Annotated in this window: 10 protein-coding genes; 7 read left to right on the top strand and 3 right to left on the bottom strand. The window is 74.0% G+C overall.

Annotation, left to right across the window (positions count from 1 at the left end; translation table 11 throughout):
* Positions 1-111: 111 nt before the first annotated feature.
* On the bottom strand, positions 112-5,403 hold the full coding sequence (locus BJY16_RS46000; protein ID WP_185046126.1) for an ATP-binding protein: 5,292 nt from the start codon (positions 5,401-5,403) through the stop codon (positions 112-114).
* A 371-nt stretch (positions 5,404-5,774) separates the two neighbouring features.
* Here BJY16_RS46000 and BJY16_RS45995 point away from each other — a divergent pair, with 371 nt between their 5' ends.
* A complete protein-coding gene (locus tag BJY16_RS45995) occupies positions 5,775-6,980 on the top strand; it encodes a pyridoxal phosphate-dependent aminotransferase (RefSeq protein WP_185046125.1) in 1,206 nt (401 codons plus the stop codon).
* A 281-nt stretch (positions 6,981-7,261) separates the two neighbouring features.
* Here the strand turns inward: BJY16_RS45995 and BJY16_RS45990 are convergent, their stop codons facing one another.
* Entirely contained in the window at positions 7,262-7,927 is a 666-nt protein-coding gene (locus BJY16_RS45990; RefSeq protein WP_239176901.1) for a TetR/AcrR family transcriptional regulator, read from the bottom strand.
* 94 nt (positions 7,928-8,021) lie between these two features.
* Between BJY16_RS45990 and BJY16_RS45985 the strand changes: the two genes are divergently transcribed.
* On the top strand, positions 8,022-9,449 hold the full coding sequence (locus BJY16_RS45985; protein ID WP_185046123.1) for an MFS transporter: 1,428 nt from the start codon (positions 8,022-8,024) through the stop codon (positions 9,447-9,449).
* A gap of 44 nt (positions 9,450-9,493) precedes the next feature.
* Positions 9,494-10,711: a benzoate/H(+) symporter BenE family transporter gene (locus BJY16_RS45980; protein ID WP_185046122.1), complete on the top strand. Its 1,218-nt coding sequence runs from the start codon at positions 9,494-9,496 to the stop codon at positions 10,709-10,711.
* Here the strand turns inward: BJY16_RS45980 and BJY16_RS45975 are convergent.
* Entirely contained in the window at positions 10,592-11,287 is a 696-nt protein-coding gene (locus tag BJY16_RS45975; protein ID WP_221503482.1) for a nicotinamide mononucleotide transporter family protein, read from the bottom strand. The genes BJY16_RS45980 and BJY16_RS45975 overlap by 120 nt on opposite strands.
* 59 nt (positions 11,288-11,346) lie before the next feature.
* Between BJY16_RS45975 and BJY16_RS45970 the strand changes: the two genes are divergently transcribed.
* From BJY16_RS45970 to BJY16_RS45955, 4 genes are read left to right on the top strand one after another with little or no spacing between them, the layout of a single operon-like run.
* Positions 11,347-12,348 carry a magnesium transporter CorA family protein gene (locus BJY16_RS45970; protein ID WP_239176899.1) on the top strand — a complete coding sequence of 334 codons (1,002 nt, stop codon included), beginning with the start codon at positions 11,347-11,349 and terminating at the stop codon, positions 12,346-12,348.
* A gap of 28 nt (positions 12,349-12,376) precedes the next feature.
* A complete protein-coding gene (locus tag BJY16_RS45965; RefSeq protein ID WP_185046119.1) occupies positions 12,377-15,370 on the top strand; it encodes an FtsX-like permease family protein in 2,994 nt (997 codons plus the stop codon).
* Positions 15,367-18,417 carry an FtsX-like permease family protein gene (locus tag BJY16_RS45960; protein WP_185046118.1) on the top strand — a complete coding sequence of 1,017 codons (3,051 nt, stop codon included), beginning with the start codon at positions 15,367-15,369 and terminating at the stop codon, positions 18,415-18,417. Before BJY16_RS45965 ends, BJY16_RS45960 begins: the two co-directional genes overlap by 4 nt.
* Positions 18,414-19,067, top strand: coding sequence for an ABC transporter ATP-binding protein (locus BJY16_RS45955; protein WP_185046117.1), 654 nt, complete (start codon positions 18,414-18,416; stop codon positions 19,065-19,067). The genes BJY16_RS45960 and BJY16_RS45955 overlap by 4 nt, the downstream gene beginning before the upstream one ends.
* Positions 19,068-19,114: the final 47 nt, after the last annotated feature.

Here is a 19,114-nt window from a genome sequence, read left to right as displayed (position 1 = left end):
GTCGGCTGGGCCTCAGGGGTGTCTCGAGAGCGTTGAAGGACCCCTGAGGGCCAGCCGGGGACCGTGACCCGCAGGCGGCCTCAGCCCCAGCCGGCCCGCTGCCGGAGGTCGTCACCGCCGGCCGCCGCTGATCGCCTCGATGATCCGCGGCCGCAACTCGCCCGCCTTGATCACCGCGTCCACCGAGCCGACCTCGACGGCCCGCTGGATGCTGTGCACCCGGTCGAACTCGGCCGCCACCTCACCCAGCTTCTCCGCCCGGACCGACGAGCGCAGCTCGGCGAGCTGCGCGTTCCGGGTGGCCCGCTCGGCCCCGGTCGCCGCGCCGACCTCGTCCTGCAGCTCGACGATCCGCGGGTCGTTGGCGGTGCGCTTGTTGACGTCGCCGGTGAACACCACGGCCGCGGCCGGTGCGCCACCGAGGACCGAGGCGAACGAGCCTTCCAGGGCGAGGACGGTCATGTTCGGGTTGAGTGCCTTGGAGAAGACGACGAACGCGCCGCCGTGGTAGCGGGAGATCACGGTGAACACGATCGGGCCTTGGAAGTTGACGATGGCCCGGCCGATCTCGGCGCCGTATTCGAGCTGGAGTTTGCGCATCGATTCGGGGGAGCCGTCGAAGCCGGACAGGTTCGCCAGTACCACGAGGGGGCGGTTGCCGCTGGCGGCGTTGATCGCCCGGGCTGCTTTCTTCGAGGAGCGGGGGAACAGGGTGCCGGCGGTGTAGGTGTCCGGGCCGTCGGTGGGCGGGAACCCGCGGCGCGGGACCGAGCGGGACTCGATGCCGAGCAGGCAGACCGGCATGCCGCCGAGGTGGGCGTCCTGCACGACGGCGGTTTCCGCGTCGGCCATCCCGGCCCAGCGTTCCAGCACCGGGTGGTCCTGGTCGGCCAGGGCGCGCATGACCGTACGGATGTCGAACGGCTTCTTGCGGTCCGGGTTGGAGGCGGCCGAGAAGATCTCGCCGACCGTGGTGAAGTCGCTGCCGTCGACCACGTGCGGGAAGTCGGAGATGTCCCGGTCGACCGGGTCGGTGCTCTCGACCGGCCGCGGGCCGGTCTCGCCCGGCACCACATAGGTGTGGTCGTAGTGCGACATGAGCACGTCGCGGGCGGCCATCAGGTTCGGCGCCCAGTACTGGGCCTGGCCGTTGGGGCCCATGACCCGGTCGTAGCCGCCGATGCCGAAGTTGTCCTCGGCCGAGACGCCGCCGGAGAAGTCCAGGGACTGTTTGCCGGTCAGCACCATCGCCGAGTCCGGGGTCATCACCAGGATGCCCTTGGTGTGCATGAGCATGGTGGCTTCGGCGTTCCAGTACGGCTGGGCGCCCACGTTGATCCCCGCGACCACGATGTTGATCTCGCCGCCGGCCTGGGTGAACTCGACGATCCGCTTGAGCGCGGCGGCCACCCAGTCCATGTTCTCGGTGCCGGAGCTCATCGAGATCCGCGCCCCGGAGGACAGCGCGTACCACTCCAGCGGCACCCGCAGCGACTCGGCCAGGTCGAGAGCCGCGATCACCCGGCGGCACTCCGGCTCGGACAACGCGCCCAGCGACTTGGTCGGGTCACCCAGCAGCACCACCCGGGTGATGCCCTCCGGATGCCGCGACGTGACCGTCCGGACCACGCCGGCGACCAGCGCGGCCGCATTGCCGCCCTTCGGCCGCGACACCGGCGTCAGCATATGCCGCTCGTCCAGGTCGTACTCCTCGAACGTGCCGAGGTGCTCGACCAGCTCGTACGGGTAGACCGTCCCCCGCCGAGCCGCCCGCAGCACCTTCTGCCGGTAGCCGTCCACCGGCCGCACCGGCTCGTCCGGCGGCGCGCCCACCTCGACCCGGGGCTCCTGCCCCGGCGCGAAGACGATCCGCACCGCCACCTCGTCCGGCTGCCGCCCGATGATCAGGATCTCCTCGAGTCCGGCCCCGGCGGTGGTCGGCAGGATCCGCCGGATCAGCCCGTCCAGATCGGCCCGGTCCAGATCGGCGACCGGCCAGACGTACATCACGATCCGGTTGGTGTCGAACCGCTGGTGTGCCGGGCGGCGCGCCTGCACCGCGCGGATCGCGTCCAGGCTGGACGCCAGCGCCGCCTCCGCGGTCGGCAGGGCCACCAGGGTCCCGTCCGCGTCGCGCAGCGGCGTCAGGTCGCGGATCTGGTTCATCGCGATCAGCCGCTCGTCGGCCGGGTTGCTCTTGGCCGCCGCCTGGAACAGGTAGATCTCCTCGTCCGCCGAGGGCAGCCGGGTCAGGTCGAACGCGCGCAGCGCGGGCAGCCGCAGCCGCTCGGCGAGCCGCGGGTGCAGGTCCCGGATCAGCGGGTCCTCGGTGAAACCGGAGGCGCCCCGGCGGAAGGTGAAGTGGTGGTGCACGGTCCCGCGGGCGGCGGCCACCACGACGGTGATCCGGTGGACGGCGGCCGGCACCGCGTGGTCCGCGATCAGCGCGCCCAACCGGGTGGCCATCGTGGCGGCGTCCGGTTGGCCGGGCCAGGCCAGGTAGATGTCCGCCTCGGCGATCCCGGCCGGCAGCCGGTCCAGGACCTGATCCAACTCGGAGACCGGGACCGCCGCCGAGAAGACGGTGGCGTCGCCGTAGTAGCGGCGGGCCTGCGCCTCCAGCAGCGCCGAGTGATCCCGTCCGGGCCGTCCGATCCGCTGCCCGAAGAGCCGGACCAGGGGTGCCGCGCCGGCCACCATCCGGTCGATCCGCTCCGCCCGGTCCGGGGCGTCCGGGTGCTGGTCCAGGTGCCGCAGGTCGGCGCGGATCGCCGCGTAGACCTCGGCCCGGCCGCGGCGCAGCAGCGGCTGGGCGAACCAGCGGAACACCACCCCGCGGGCCAGGTCGGCGACCGCCGGGAAGCGCACCTGGGTCGCCTCGATCAGGTGCTCCAGGACGCGCCCGGCCGCTTCCGCGCCGGCCGGCGGGGGATCGGCCAGCCACTGCCGCAGCACCTCGGCGGCGACCGCGGCGTCGTCGGACGCCCGCTGCTGGGCCAGGAAGATCCGGAAGATCGCGTCCTCCAGCTCCGGCTTCCGGTCCAGGCCGGTCACACCGTAGTGGCCGAGCACCCGGGTCAGCCGGGTGCGGAACAGCGGTGGCGAGCCGGCCCGCTCCACGTCCAGGCTGCGCAGGTAGGTGTGGAACAGGTCGCCGGCCCGGTTGCGGCCCAGTTCGAGCAGGTCGGCGAAGACGGTCAGCAGGTCCAGTTCGGCGGCGAGCGGGCCGCCGTCCGATCCGGCGCGGGCGGCCAGGTAACCGGCCAGCGTCCGCCGCCGGTGCTCCGCGTCGGTGTCGTAACCGAGCAGCACGGTGCGCAGTTCGCCGACCGCGTCCTCGGCGGTGGCCAGGTGGGACGGCTCGGCCGGCAGGTCGATCTCGATCTTCGCGGCCGGTTCGGCGGTGGCCGCGCCGGTCTCCTCGCCGGCGATCGGCTCCAGCCGCATCAGCGGCGCGCCGGTCTCCACCTGGCTGCCGACCACCACCGGGCACTCGCGCACCCGGGCCCGGAACGGCGCGCGCAGCACCGTCTCCATCTTCATGCTCTCCAGCACCAGGACCGGGGCGTCCGCGGCCACCTCGTCACCGACCGCCAGCGGGGTCGCCACCACCAGGGCCGGGGCCGGGGCGCGGACGACCCCGCCCTCGTCCCGGCTGATCCGGTGGGTGACCCCGTCCACCTCGACGGTATGCACCGGGCCGTGAGTGGCCGACACCACCCGGAACCGCTGACCGTTCGCGATCAGCCGGCCGGTGTGCGCGTCGTACCGCTCCACCCGGACGTCGACGTGGTGCACGTCGCCGCCGGCCGCCGCGATGCCGACCCGGAACCGGTCGCCGCCGGCGCGCGCCACCCAGACCCGGTAACCGATGCCGCGCAGTTTGAGGTCGAGCGGGCGGCCGGACTCGTGCCGGGCCTGCGGGCGGCCGCCGTGCGCGGTGCTGAGCAGCCGCTGCCGGGTCACCTCCTCCTCGTCCCGGTACGCCTCGACGGCCGCCGCGGCCAGCGCGATCGCCGAGTGCCGGTGCCCGACCAGGCGGCCGTCGGCGCGGACCCGGTCGATCCAGCCGGTGTCCGCGCTGCCGTCGATCACCTCGGGCTGGTCGAGCAGGTCGAGCACGAAACTCTTGTTGGTGGCGCCACCCTCGATGATCACCGTGGTCTCGGCCATCGCCCGCCGCAGCCGGCCGAGCGCCTCCTCGCGGTCCCGCCCGTACGCGATGATCTTCGCGATCATCGAGTCGAACGCGGCCGGGATGCGGTCGCCCTCGCTGACCCCGGTGTCCACCCGGATGCCCGGCCCGGCCGGCAGGTCCAGCCGGGCGATCCGCCCGGGTGACGGCGCGAAGTCGCGGTCCGGGTCCTCGGCGTTCAGCCGGGCCTCGACCGCGTGCCCGGCCTCCGCCGGTGGCGCGCCCTCCAGCCGGCCGCCGGCCGCCACGTGCAGCTGCAGCCGGACCAGGTCGGTCCCGGTGGTGATCTCGGTGATCGGGTGCTCCACCTGCAGCCGGGTGTTCACCTCGAGGAAGGCGAACAGCTTCTCGCCGGGGTGGTAGAGGAACTCGACGGTGCCGGCGCCGCGGTACCCGACCTCCAGGGCCAGCCGCACCGCCGACGCCTTCAGCTCGGCGGCCTGCTCCGGCGCCATCACCGGGGACGCCGACTCCTCGATCACCTTCTGGTTGCGCCGCTGCACCGAGCAGTCCCGCACGCCCAGCGCCCACGCGGTGCCCTGACCGTCCGCGATCACCTGCACCTCGACGTGCCGGGCGCCGGTGACCAGCCGTTCCAGGAAGACCACGCCGGAACCGAACGCGCGCAGCGCCTCCTGACTGGTCCGCTCGTAGGCCTCGGTGAGATCGTCGGCCGAGGCGACCATCCGGATCCCGCGCCCGCCGCCGCCCGCGGTCGCCTTGAGCATCAGCGGGTAACCGATCTCGTCGCCGGCCCGCAGCGCGTCGGCCAGCGTGGCCACCTCGCCGCGGCTCCACGGCGCGACCGGCACGCCGACCTTCTCGGCGATCAGCTTCGAGCCGATCTTGTCGCCGAGCTGGCGCATCGCCTCCGGGCTCGGCCCGATGAAGGTCACCCCGATCCGCTCGCACAGCTCCGCGAAGGCCGGGTCCTCGGCGACGAAACCCCAGCCCACCCAGGCCGCGTCCGCGCCGGTGGCGAGCAGCGCCCGCTCCAGCACCGCGTGGTCCAGGTAGGGCCGCGCGGCCGCCGGGCCGATCGGATGGGCGAGGTCCGCCTCCCGGACGAAGGTCGCCGTCCGGTCCTCGTCGGTGTACAGCGCCACCGTCTGGACCCTGGTCCCGGTCTGCGCCGAAAGATCCCGCACGGCGTGGATGAGCCGCATCGCGGCCTCCCCACGGTTCACGATCGCGACACGCTCGAACACCGTTGAGCCTCCCCACTTCCGCACGCCTGGATGCGCCCAAGGACCACCCCTGCGGGTGCGGGCCTGACGCACGCTAACGCGCCGCGAGAAAGCCAAATAACCCCTAAAACCCCAGGCCTGGGTGGGTCCCTCCGATCAAGACCCGCTGCGGGTGCGGATCGAGACAGGATTGGCGTACGAATCTGGCCCGCTCGCCCCCCCGTCCTCGACGGAGCCGGCCGCCGCGCTCACCATCCGGGACGTCCGGGTCGGGTCCAATGCCAGGCCAGCGGCTTTTTGTCGGGTGGTTCGCTGGAGGAAGTCGACTCGGGCTGGCATCGTTCCCGGGGTATGCCGAGTGGTTCCGGGTATGCCGAGGTGGAGGAGTTTCGATGCGTCAGGCGCAGCGGCTGAAGAGTGTCCGGTACGACATCCGGGGCCCGGTGCTGCGCCGGGCACAGGAGCTGGAAGCCGCCGGGCACCGGATCCTCAAGCTCAACCTGGGCAACCCGGCCCCGTGGGGCCTGGCCACCCCCGAGCCGATCATGGCGGACGTGATCCACAACCTGGTGGACGCGCAGGGGTACAGCGACGCGCGGGGCATCTACTCGGCCCGGGTCGCGGTCGCGCAGTACTACCAGAACCAGGGCGTGACCAGCGTGCAGCCGGACGACGTGATGCTCGGCAACGGCGTCTCCGAGCTGATCGTGATGTCCTTGCAGGCGCTGCTGGACACCGGCGACGAGGTGCTGGTGCCGAGCCCGGACTATCCGCTGTGGACCGGCGCGGTGAACCTGTGCAGCGGCCGGGCGGTGCACTACCGCTGCGACGAGAGCACCGGCTGGCAGCCCGACCTGGAGCACCTGGCGTCCCGGATCACCGAGCGCACCCGGGCCCTGGTGGTGATCAACCCGAACAATCCGACCGGCGCGGTCTACTCCGAGGAGACCCTGCTCGGCATGATCGAGCTGGCCCGCAGGCACCACCTGATGATCTTCGCGGACGAGATCTACGACAAGATCCTGTTCGGCGGAGCGCGGCACCACACCCTCGCGGCGCTCGCCCCGGACGTGCCGGTGGTCAGCATGGGCGGCCTGTCGAAAACCTACCGCGCCGCCGGCTTCCGCTCCGGCTGGCTCGCCACCAGCGGTTTCCCCGGCGGTGACGCGGACTATCTGGACGGCCTGCAGATGCTCGCCAACATGCGCCTCTGCCCGAACGTGCCGGCCCAGCACGCCATCCAGACCGCGCTCGGCGGCTACCAGAGCATCGAGGAGCTGATCCGCCCCGGCGGCCGCATCCTCGAACAGCGCGACCACGCCTGGCGCGAACTCGTCTCGATCCCGGGCGTCGACTGCGTCAAGCCGTCCGGCGCCCTCTACCTCTTCGCCCGCCTCGACCCCGAGGTGCACAAGATCCACGACGACGAGCGGATGGTCATCGACCTCCTCGAACAGCAGCACCTCCTGATCTCCCACGGCACCGGCTTCAACATCGACACCCCGGACCACTTCCGCCTGGTCTTCCTGGCCCCCACCGAGGTCCTGGACGACGCCGTCGGCCGCATCCGCACGTTCCTCTCCACCTACGCGCAGTAGTCCCCGCCGCTCCCGCTCCGCGGCTGGGCCTGAGGGGTGTCTCGCGCGCCCGGAGACACCCGTCAGGCCCAGCCGGCTCCTGGGGCGCGTCCCGGCCGTGAGTGGGCCGCGGCGTCGCGTGCGCCGAGCGGACCCGCACGACACGCGCCGCGGTCCGGAGTGGGCCGCGGTCTCGCGCGCCGACGGACACCGGGCTACGAGTCGTACCCGGAAAGGATCCGGAAGCGGGCAGGCGGCCTCGCGGCAGCGGGGATGGTTCTGGCGGCCGCAAGCCGGAGATGTCAGCGAGTCCCGGTGGCCATCGACTCCACGGCGGACATCAGCAGGTCGAGGCCGAAGGTGTAGTAGCGCTCGACGTCCGGCGGGCGCTGGTAGGTCTTCGCGAACTCGATCATCATGGGGAACTTGTCGGCCGGGAGGCACTCCAGGGTGACGCGTTTCTGGCGGCGCCACTCCTCGGCCTGCTCCGGCGGGACGCTGGCCGGGCAGTCGGGCTGGCCGGCGACCAGGCCCATCGCCCCGTTCAGCAGGTACATCGCGATCCAGTAGGACTCCTCGACGGCGAAGCCCGCGTCGGCCAGCAGCGCCAGCGTGTCGTTGGTGGCCCGGGTGAAGCTGTCCGCCTGGGTCTTGTCCGCCGCGTGCAGCAGGTCCGGCAGGCACGGGTGGGCGCGCATCACGTCGACCACCGTCTCGACGATCGCGCGCAGCTGTTTCTGCCACGGATCGCCGGCGCTGCGGTCCGCCCGGACCCCGCTGAGCACGTGGTCGACCACGCCCAGCAGCAACTCGTCCTTGTTCTTGAAGTGCCAGTACAGCGCCATCGGTGTCACGCCCAGCTCTTTGGCCAGGCGGCGGATGGTGATGGCGTCCAGGCCCTCCTCGTCACCGAGGCGCAGCGCGCGCTCGGCCACGGCCGCCTTGCTGAGTCGTTCTGCCGGAGTCACTTGACAACCATACAACGTACAGGTCTCATGTACGAGGTACATGTACAACGTACAAGGACGCCGTACAGGTACGACGTACAGGGGAGATGGACTGATGGAGAAGAACCGTCGGTGGTGGGCGCTGGTCGCGGTCGCGCTCGGCACCTTCATGACCTACCTCGACAACAACGTGGTCAACGTCGCGTTGCCGAGCATCCAGCGGGAGCTCGACCTGAGCATCTCCGGCCTGGAATGGATCACCAGCGCGTACATCCTGGTCTTCGCCGGCCTGCTGCTGGCCGGCGGCCGGATCGGCGACGTCCTGGGCCACCGCGTGGTGTTCCTCGCCGGCCTCGGGATCTTCACCGTGGCGTCGGTCGCCGCCGGTCTGGCCGGCACCCAGGAGCTGCTGATCGGCGCCCGGGCCGCGCAGGGCATCGGCGCCGCGCTGCTCTCGCCGGCCGCCCTCGCGCTGCTTCAGGAGCTGTTCCCGGACCCGAAGGAGCGCAGTACCGCGATCGGCATCTGGGGTGCGGTCGGCGCGCTCGCCCTGGCCATCGGCCCGCTCACCGGCGGCGTGCTCGCCGAGCACGTCTCCTGGGGCTGGATCTTCCTGATCAACCTGCCGATCGGCGTGGCCACCCTGGCGCTCTCGCTGGCCACCATGCCGGCCGGCCGGCCCGCCGAGCGGACCAACCTGGTGCGGCGGATGGACCCGATCGGCCTGGCCACGTCCTCGCTCGCGCTCTTCGCCCTGACCTACGCCCTGATCGAGGGGGACAGCGAGGGCTGGACCTCCACCCTGATCCTCGGGTCGTTCGCGGTCGCCGCCGTGGCCGCCGCCGCGTTCGTCGTGCAGCAGGCCCGCACCGCCGACTCGATGGTGAACCTGGCCTTCTTCCGGCTGCGGATGTTCACCGGTGGCCTGCTGGCCATGGGGCTGTGGGCCTTCGGCGTCTTCGGCATCTACTTCTACATGGCCATCTACCTGCAGAACGTGCTCGGATTCTCGCCCACCGAGGCGGGCGCCGGCTTCGTCCCGCTGGCCCTGATCACCGCGGTCGGCGCGATCCTGGCGCCGCGGTTCGAGGCCCGTTTCGGCGTCGCTCGGGTGACCGCTTTCGGTCTGCTGGTGATGGGCGCCGCGATCGCCGGCATCGCCCAGTACGGCGAGGGCACCGCCTATCTCGACCTGCTGCCCTGGTTCGCCCTCTACGGCGTCGGCGGCGGCCTGCTCATCCCGCTCAGCCAGGTGGTGGTCGGCGCCCTGCCGGCCGAGCGGGCCGGTGTCGCCTCCGGCATGCTCAACGTCTCCCGCGAGGTGTTCGGCCTGCTCGGGGTGACCGTGCTCGGTGCCATCCTGAGCAACCGGGCCGGCGCCGCGACCGGCACCGAGCTGCACCGCTACCTGGTCGGCTACCAGTTCTCCCTGGTCGTCGCCGCGGGGCTGGTGCTGGTCGGGGTCCCGGTCAGCCTGTGGATGCTGCGCAAGGCCCGGCCCGCCCCGGAGCCCCTGGTGGTCCCTGTGCTTGAGACGGTCTGAGACCCGGACCGCAGGAGTCGGACCGGACGTGTTCGACTCCTGCGGTGAAGGTAAGCGCCCTGGTGGCCGGACTGATCGCGGTCCTGGTCTCGTTCTCCGGCCCGTTCGCGGTGGTGCTCACCGCCGCCTCGGCCGCGCATCTGACCACCGCCCAGACCACCTCGTGGGTCTGGGCGATCGCCATCGGCAGCGGCCTGTCCGGCCTGGTGCTGAGCCTGCTCGCCCGGCAGCCGGTGATCACCGCCTGGTCCACGCCGGGCGCCGCCCTGCTGGTCGGCTCGCTGAGCGCGTACAAGTACTCGGACGCGGTCGGCGCGTTCCTGTTCGCCGCGATCGGGATGACGATTCTCGGCTTCTCCGGCCTGTTCGGCCGGATCCTCGCCAAGGTCCCGTCCGGGATCATCTCGGCGATGCTGGCCGGCATCCTGCTGCCGTTCGCCCTGGACGCGTTCCGCCAGCTCCCCGGCGCGCCGGCGATCGTGCTCGCGGTGCTCGCCGGGTACTTCCTGGGCCGGCGTCTGCTGCCCACCTACGCGGTGCTGCTCGCCCTGGTGGCCGGCACCGCGGCCGCCGCCGTCGGGCACGACCTGCACCTCGGCGGGATCCGTCCGAGCCTCACCCTGCCGCACCTGACCGTGCCGACCCTCAACTGGTCGGCGCTGGTCAGCATCGGTCTGCCGCTGCTGATCGTGACGATGGCCTCGCAGAACGCGCCCGGTCTGGCCGTACTGAAAAGCAGTGGTTATCAGCCGGATGACCGGCTGCTGCTCACCGGCACCGGGCTCACCTCGGTGCTGTTCGCGCCGTTCGGCAGCCACGGGATCAACCTGGCCGCGATCACCGCGGCGATCTGCACCAGCGAGCAGGCCCACCCGAACCCGCGGCAGCGCTACTGGGCCGGGGTGGCCTGCGGCGCCTTCTACCTGGTCTGCGGGTTCCTCGGCACCGGCCTGGTCGGCTTCTTCACCGCGCTGCCGAAACCGCTGGTCGCCGCGGTCTGCGGGGTGGCCCTGCTGGGCGCGCTGCTGGGCAGCCTGGCCGGCGCGCTGGAGGACAAACCGGCCCGGGAGGGCGCGCTGGTCACGCTGGCCGCGACCGCGTCCGGGATGACCGTGGCGCACGTCGGCTCGGCGTTCTGGGGGCTAGCCGCCGGCGTGGGCGTACACCTGGTCCTGACCCGCTTCGAAGCGGCGGGAGATCCGCAGCCAGACGACGAAACCCCAGATGACGAAGCCCGCGTAGACCGCGTAGAGCACCGCTGACGGGTAGTAGCCGAAGTGCAGCAGCTCGGGGACGCCGACCAGGTCGACGGCGATCCAGCAGAGCCAGAACTCCACCCAGCCACGGGCCATCGCGAAGGTCGCCAGCATCGAGCCCACGAAGATCCACGAGTCGGCCAGGTAGTACCACCACGGGACCGGGAAACCGGCGCCGATCGCGCGGAAGACGAAGAAGCAGCCGACCACCGCGGCCAGCGCCGCCGGGATGAAGATCAGGCGTTGCCGGTGGCCGGCCCAGTGCGGGACCACCGCGGTGCCGTGGTCGATCCGCCGGTTGCGCTGCCAGCGCCACCAGCCGTAGACGCTGGTGATCAGGAAGAACACCTGGCGGGCCGCCTGACCGTAGAGCGGGGTGCCCTGGTCGTTGCCGAGCGCCTGGCCGAGGAAGACGGTGAACAGCAGCACGTTGCCGACGATCCCGACCGGCCAGGCCCACGCGTTGCGGCGCAGGCCGAACAGCGCCGACCCGAGCCCGAAGGCGTTCCCGACGATCTCCCGCCAGTAGATCGCCTGGTCCGGGGTCACCTGCCACTTGGCGGTGTAGAACGAGGTCAGCAGTTGATCGAGCCAAGTCACGGCTCATGGTATGCCGGTTTCCCTACGGGCATAGTGGGACGGTGACCACAGTGATCTCCTGTCCGGTGCAGACCCGGCTCTACGAACGGGGCCGGGTGATCGAGCAGGATTTCCCGTTCGACGCGCTCGCCGGCCACCTGCGCGAGCATCCCGAGTCGTTCGCCTGGGTCGATCTCTACCAGCCGCAGGAAGCCGATCTGGCGGCCGTCGCCGCCGAGTTCCAGCTGCACCCGCTCGCCGTCGAGGACGCGCTCGGCGAGCACGAACGGCCCAAGCTGGACCACTATCCCGGTCACCTGTTCGTCAACGTCTACGCGGTCGAGTACCGGCCCGCCGACGCCGGGCCGCAGGCGCACAAGGCCGAGATCAGCGCGTTCGTCACCCGGCGCGTGCTGATCACGGTCCGCAAGGCCCCCTCCGACGTGCGGCGGCTGGTCGAGCGCTGGGACAGCGAACCGGACCTGGCCGTCCAGGGTGGCGTCAACTACCTGGTCTACGGCCTGCTCGACCTGGTCGTCGACGGGCAGTACGCGGCGGCCCGGCAGATCGACGAGGCGATGGACGCGGTCGAGGACGTGATGCTCGGCGAGGGTGGCGCGCCCCGGCCGGTGCGCCGGCGGGGTTTCGCGCAACGCCGCGCGCTGGCCGCGCTGCGCCGGGCGGTGGCGCCCATGCCGGACGTGGTCAACGAGGTGAACAAGGCCGAGATCGAGCTGGTCAACGACCATCTGAAGCCGTATTACCGGGACGTCGAGGACCACGCCAAGCGGACCGTCGAGTCGATCGAGCACTCGCTCACCCGGATCAACGAGCTGCTCGACGCCGACCTCGCCGAGCAGAGCAACGTGCTCAACGACGTCACCCGCAAGCTGGCCGCCTGGGCCGCGATCATCGCGGTGCCGACCGCGCTCACCGGCTATTTCGGACAGAACCTGCCCTACCCCGGTTTCGGGAAGTTCTGGGGATTCGTGCAGAGCCTGACGCTGATCGTCGTCTCGGCCGGCGCGCTCTACTTCTACCTGAAGAAACGAGGCTGGTTGTAGTACCGTCCCGGTGAATCGGGGGTGATGGATGCTTGCGCTCGTTCTCGGTGCCGTGCGGACCCGGACCGCGCAGGTGCTCACCATTCTGGCGCTGACCGTCGTGGCCACCGCGGTCGCCGCGGCCGGCCCCTGGTATGCGGCGGCCGCCACCGCCCGCGCCGCCGAGGCGGATCTGGCCGCCGCGCCCGCGGCGCAGCGGATGCTGTCCCTCCGGCAGGGCGCGATCACCGATGGCGACGCCGCCGGGGCCCTGGAGGACTTCCAGGCCTCGGTACGCCCGAAGCTCCCGTTCGCCCTGGAGGAGCCGGTCTTCGGCCTGGTCAAGCCGCTGAACGTGGGGAGCGCCCCGGCCTCGCCGGTGCTCGCCGCCGCCTACCGCGAGCAGTTCTGCGACCGGGCCACCCTGGACGGGCCGTGCCCGCGCCGGCCGGGCGAGGCGGCGATCAGCCGGGACGCCGCGCAACGCCTCGGACTCGGCCTCGGCGACCGGCTGGCCCTGGTCAACAACCCGGGGCAGGACCCGCTCGTGCTGACCGTGGTGGCCCGGTACACGACGGTCGAGCCGGACGGTCCCTACTGGAGCGACTCGCTCTACCGCAAGGACCAGGGCCTCGATCCGGCCTTCACGCCACTGTCGACGTTCGCCGCCGAGGTGCTCCAGGCGCCCACGCTCACCCTCGACGGCCAGATCCCGGACCGGCTCTTCCGCGGCGCCGGCGGCTTCGACCTGGCCGCCGAGCTGCGGCAGGCCGACGCCCGGCTGGCTGCCGCCAAGGTCCGCCTGGTCACCACCAGCGCCGGCCTGCTCGTCACCCTGCACCGGGACCGGCAGACGATCCGCGACGGGGTGGCCACCGCCGCCGTGCAGACGCTGATCCTCACCTGGTTCGCGATCGGGCTGGCCGGCCGCTACACCGGCCGGGACCGGCGCGCCGACGCCGCCCTGCTGAAACTGCGCGGCTCCACCCGGCTCGGCACGCTGCGCCTGGTCTGGGGCCAGCACCTGGTGCCGCTGCTGGCCGGCGCGCTGCTCGGCGCGCCCGCCGGATACCTGCTGGCCCGGACCCTGGCCGGTCCGGTGACCAGCCCCGACGACCAGCGGACCGCGCTGCTGCTGTCCGCCGTCGCGGTGGCCGCCGTGCTGCTCGGCGGCCTGCTGGTGCTCGCCGTCCTGGAGGCGCTGGTGCTCCGCCGGCCGGTGCCCGACCTGCTGCGCGGAGCCGGCGCCGCGGCCACCTCCGGCTGGCGCTCCGGCCTGGTCGACCTGCTGCTGGTGGCGGTCGCCGCGGCGGCCGTCTACCAGTCCCGGGCCGGTGGCGCCGAGGCCGGCCTGGCCCGGGCCGCCCCGGCCCTGCTCGCGCTGGCCGTGGCACTGCTGCTGGCCCGGCTGCTCACCCGGGCCGCGGACCGGGGCGGCGCCGCCTGGGTGCGCGGCGGCCGGCTGGCGGCCGGGCTCACCGCGCTGCGGGTGTCCCGGCAGCCGGGCACCGACCGGGTGGTCGCGCTGCTGGTGGTGGCGGTCGCGGTGTTCCTCTCGGCGGCCGGCGCGTGGGCCGGCGAGCGGGCCGCCCGGGACGACCGCAGCGTCGCCGAGCAGGGCGCGCCGCGGGTGCTGCGGGTGCAGGCGGCGAACCGGACCGCGCTGCTCACCGCGGTGCGCGCGGCCGACCCGGGTGGCACCACCGCGATGGCCGTGGTGGTCGACACCACCAGTGAGCCGCGGGTGCTGTCGGTGGACAGCGCGCGGTTCGCCGCGGTGGCCGACCACGGTCCGCTGGACGTGACGCCGCCCGGAACCGGGGACGCCGGCCCGGGGCTGCCGCTGGTGACCGGGGACCGGCTGACCGTGCGGGTGCGGCGGGACGGCCCGGCTCCGGTGCGGCTCACGCTCACCCTCCGGCAGGACCGGAACGGGGTGCCGGTGCCGGTGCCGTTCGGCGTGCTGCGGGCGGGGGAGCAGCAGGTCAGCGCGCCGGTGAAGGGCTGCGCCACGGCGCCCGGCTGCCGGATCGTCCGCTGGACGGTGACCGGGGCCGGCGCGTCGGGCGAGGAGGCCGGGGCGGCGCCGGACGGGAGCGCGGTGGTCGTCCGCGACATGTCCCAGGCGAACCCGGCGGCGAACCTGCTCGGCCCGGCCGAACTCGGTGATGTGCTGCGGTGGCGGGCCGGCACGGCCGGCGCCGCGCTGGACGTCTCCACCGCGGACGGTGCGTTGCGGCTGGCCCCGGACCGGAACGCGATGCGGCTGCCGGTGGCCGGCGCGGAGGCCTGGGCGGCGGACGTCACGCTGCCGCTGCCGGTGCTGCTGGCCGGGCCGGGACCGACCGGCTGGCAGCTCGACGACCCGGTCCTCCAACTCGGCAACGGTCCGATTCCGATCAGCGTCCGGGACCGGCTGCCGGCGCTGCCGGTGCTCGGCCGGTCCGGCGTGCTCACCGATCTCGACGCGCTGCGGCGGCTGACCGGCGACGCCGAGCCGCCCGGCGACTACCAGGTCTGGCTGGCCGCGGGCGCGCCGGACCGCCTGGTCACCGCGCTCACCACGGCCGGGCTGCAGGTCACCGGGGACAGCACCCGGGCCGGCCGGTTCGCCCGGCTGGGGCAGCAGGGACCGGCCGCGGTGACCCGGTTCGGGCTGCTCGCCGGCGGGGCCGCGCTGCTGCTGGCGGCCGCGACCTGCGCGGTGGCCGCCGCGGTGGACCGGCGGAGCGCCGGGGACCAGCTGCGTGCCCTCCGGGTGCAGGGTCTGGCCACCCGGGTCGCGGTCACCGTCGGCTACGCCGGAACCGCCGCCCCGATCCTCGCCGGGCTCCTCGGCGGCACCGTCGCCGCGCTGCTCACCGGGCCGCTGACCGGCACCCGGGTGCCCGCGTTCACCGACGGCTGGGACGTGCTGCCGCTGCCCCCGGTGCTCGGCGGCGCGGCCCTGGGCCTCGGCCTGGTGACCGCTTCCGCCCTCCTCGGCCTGACCGGCTGGCTGGCCGTCCAGCCGCTCGTCCGGCGACTGCGGGCCGGGCTGTGACCGGCCTCGTCCTGGCCATGGTCTGGCGGCGCCGCGGCCAGGCCGTCACTCTGGCCCTGCTCGCGGTGCTGGCGGTCGCCTCGGCGGTGGCCGCGCCGGCCTACCTGATCGCCGCGGACCGGGCGGTCGCGGCCGGGCAGATCGCCACCGCGGCCCCCGGCGAGCTGGGCCTGAGCATCTCCGCGTCGCTGAGCGCGCAGGCCGGCGCCGACCCGGCCGCCCCGCCGCCGGTGGACTTCACCGCGGTCGCCGCCGCGCTGGTCGACCTGCCCGGGTTCGACTACGTCTACGCCAGTGAGTACCCGGCCGTCGGCATCGAGCCGAGCCTGGAGTTCGCCTCCCGGATGGTCTTCCGGCAGGGCGTCTGCGAGCACCTGACGGTCCGGGCCGGCCGCTGCCCGGCCGGCGAGGGCGAGTTGCTGCTCGGCGAGCGCACCGCGGCCCGGCTCGGCCTGCGGCCGGGTGATCCGGTGACGCTCACCGGGGCCCGGTTCAACAACGACCCGCAGACCCCGGGGTACGTGCCGGCGGCGATCCCGCAACGGCTGACCGTGGTCGGCACCTACGCCGTCCGGGACGCGGGCGAGCCGTACTGGGGCACGCACGGCTACTTCACCGCGACGCCCGGGCGCGGGCCGGGTGAGCCGGTCTTCACCCTGATGGCGACCGTGGCGGCGATGGACCACCCGGGCACCGACGTGTCGATCGACGGCATGGCCGGGCCGGACGTGCTCGACGTGGACCGGCTCGGCGACCTGCGCGCCGGGATCGACCGGCTCGGCGACACGGCGGGCAAGCTCGGCTCCGGGGTGCAGTTCAGCACCGGCCTGCCCGGCCTGCTGGACCGGATCGACGCCGGCCGGGCCGCCGCCCGCCAGCTGGTCCCGGTGCTCGCCGTGCCGCTGGTGCTGCTCGCCTGCTTCAGCATCTTCCTGGCGGTCGGCTACGGCGCCGAGGGCCGGCAGGACGAGCTGGCCGTGGTCGCGCTGCGCGGTTCGCGCTGGTGGACCCGGTGGTGGCTGGCCACCGGGGAGAGCCTGGTCGCCGTGCTGACCGGCGCCCTGCTCGGCTGCCTGGCCGGCCAGCTGCTGGTCAACGCGGTGGCGGCGAATCGGTTCCCGGGCGTCGGCGTCGACCCCGGCTGGTCCTCGCTGCGGTACGCCCCGCTCGCCGCGGTCGCCGCGCTGGCCGCCGCCGTCGCCGCCCAGCGTCGCCAGCTGCTCAGCCCGGTCAGCACGCTGTTGCGCCGCAACCCGGTCCGGCGCGGCCGCCGGGTGCTGATCACCGAGGCGGTGGTGGTGGTCCTCGCCGTGGTCGCCGGGATCCAGCTGGCCGTCTCGAACGGCTCGTTGACCGGCCTCGGGCTGTTCGCCCCGGCCCTGCTGATCCTGGCGTTCGCGCTGGTCGCGGCCCGGCTGCTGGTGCCGGTGGTGACCCGCTGGGCGGCCCGGGCGCTGCGCCGCGGCCGCCCCGGCACCGCCCTGGCCGGCTTCCAGCTGTCCCGCCGGGCCGGCGCCGAACGCCTGTTCGCGCTGCTGGTGGCCACCGTCGGGGTGGCCGGTTACGCGGCCTGCGGGGTGGACACCGCGGCCCGCGGCCGGGACGTCGAGGCGGACCTCGGCACCGGCGCCGCCCGGGTGCTCGACGTCGGCCCGGTCTACCGGCAGCAGCTGCTCGCCGCGGTCCGCGCCGTCGACGAGCACGGCGAGTTCGCGATGGCGGTCAGCCGGCTGCCCAGCGGCGGCCCGACCGTGCCGTCCGGCCTGGCGGTGGACAGCCCCCGGCTGGCCGCGGTCGCCGACTGGCCGGCCGGTGCGCCCGCCGTGCGGGACGTGGCCGACCGGCTGCGCCCGGCGGCGGCCGACCCGCCGGTCTTCGACGGCACCGACATCAGCGTGACCGCCACCACCACCGGCCTGGAGGCGGGCAAGCGGCTGCGGCTCAGCGTGGCGCTCACCGCGCTCGACGGGCGCGGCGACACCGAGGTGCAGCTCGGCCTGCTCCAGCCGGGCCGGCGGGTCTACCAGCAGCGGGTGCCGGTGTGCCGGGGCCGCTGCCGGCTCAACGGAATCGGGCTGACCGCGGTCGGCACCGCGCTCGGCATCACCGGCCGGGTGGTGCTGCACGAGCTGGGCACGGTGAACCCGGTGACCACCGCGGTGCCGGCCGGGCAGCTGCGCGACCCGGGCCGGTGGCGGATGGCCGCGAACGGCAGCCTGACCGCCGACCCGGCCGGGCTGCGGATCGACGTGGACGCCGCCGGCGGGCTGTCCGCGGCGGCCTGGGTGCAGCCGGTCGACACGCCGTGGCCGCTGCCGGTCGCGCACGCCGGCCCGCTGCCGCCCGGCGCGATGCTGACCGGCCTGGACGCCGGCCCGCTGCCGGCCGTGCCGATCGCCGGGCTGCCCGCGGTGCCGCTGCTCGGCCGGCACGGCACGCTGGTCGACCTGGAGTACGCCGACCGGGTCGCGGTGGACGCGGCCCTGGCGCAGCTGCCCCAGGTGTGGCTGAACGACCGGGCCCCGCCGGACATCGTGGACCGGCTGTCCGCGCAGGGGCTGACCGTCACCGGTGATCACCGGGCCGGCCTGACCCGGCTGCGGCTCGCCGCCCAGGGCCCGGCGCTGGCGCTCTGGTTCCACGTGCTGGCGGCCGGGCTGGCCGTGCTGCTCGGGGCCGGCGCGCTGGTGCTGGCCGCGGCGGTGGACCGGGGGCGGCGGGTGGACGACCTGACCGCGCTGCGGGTCCAGGGACTGGGCCGGGGCGCCACCGGGCGGGCGACGCTCTGGACGTACGCGATCCTGGTCTTCGCCGCGACCGTGGTCGGCCTGGTGGTGGCGGTCGGCGTCTGGGCGCTGACCGGGTGGACCCTGCCGCTGGCCGGGCTCACCCCGCCGGACCTGCCGCTGCCCGCCTGGCCGCGCCCCGGCGCCGTGCTGGCCGCCTGCGGCACGGTGGCCGCGGTGCTCTTCCTGGTGGCCCTGGCCACCGGGCGCGATCTGCGCAACCGCATCGAATCGAAGACCGTGAACGGGAGGAACGGATGACTTCGGTGGACCTGGCGTCGGTGGACCTGGGCTACGGGACGGGGGAGCCGGTGCTGCGCGACGTGACGGTCAGCGCCCGCCCCGGTGAGGTGCTCGCGATCACCGGAACTTCCGGAGCCGGGAAGACGACCTTGCTGAGCGCGATGGCCGGGCTGCTGGCGCCCCGCACCGGGGCGGTGACGGTGGCCGGCGAGCCGCTCGGCGACCGGGACGCCGCGGTCGGCCGCGGAGTGGTGCTGATCCCGCAGGAGAACGGGCTGGCGGCGATCCTGACCGCGGCCGAGAACATCTCGGTGGCGGTGATCGCGACCGGCGGGTCGCCGGCCGACGCCCGCCGCCGGACCGCCGACGCGCTGGCCGCGGTCGGCTTGGCCGGGCAGGCGAATCAGCTGATCGAGGAGCTCTCCGGCGGCCAGCAGCAGCGTGCCGCGATCGCCCGCGGTCTGGCCCTGCACGGCGAGGTGGTGCTGGCCGACGAGGTGACCAGCGAACTCGACGCGGCCAACCGGCAGAAGGTGCTGGAGCTGCTCCGCGCCGAGGCGGACCGGGGCGCGACGGTGGTGCTGGCCACCCACGACCCGGAGGCGGCCGCGCTCTGCGACCGCGAACTGCACCTGGTCGACGGCGCCGCCACCTGGGCCCGGCAGTGACGTGTCCACAGTCCGGAACTTACGGTCCCCACGGCGGGCGTTGAGCG

This window comes from Actinoplanes octamycinicus, assembly GCF_014205225.1.
GTDB classification, from domain to species: domain Bacteria; phylum Actinomycetota; class Actinomycetes; order Mycobacteriales; family Micromonosporaceae; genus Actinoplanes; species Actinoplanes octamycinicus.
The sequence above is the reverse complement of the archived record's forward strand: the minus strand, read 5'-3'. Positions and strand labels throughout refer to the sequence as shown.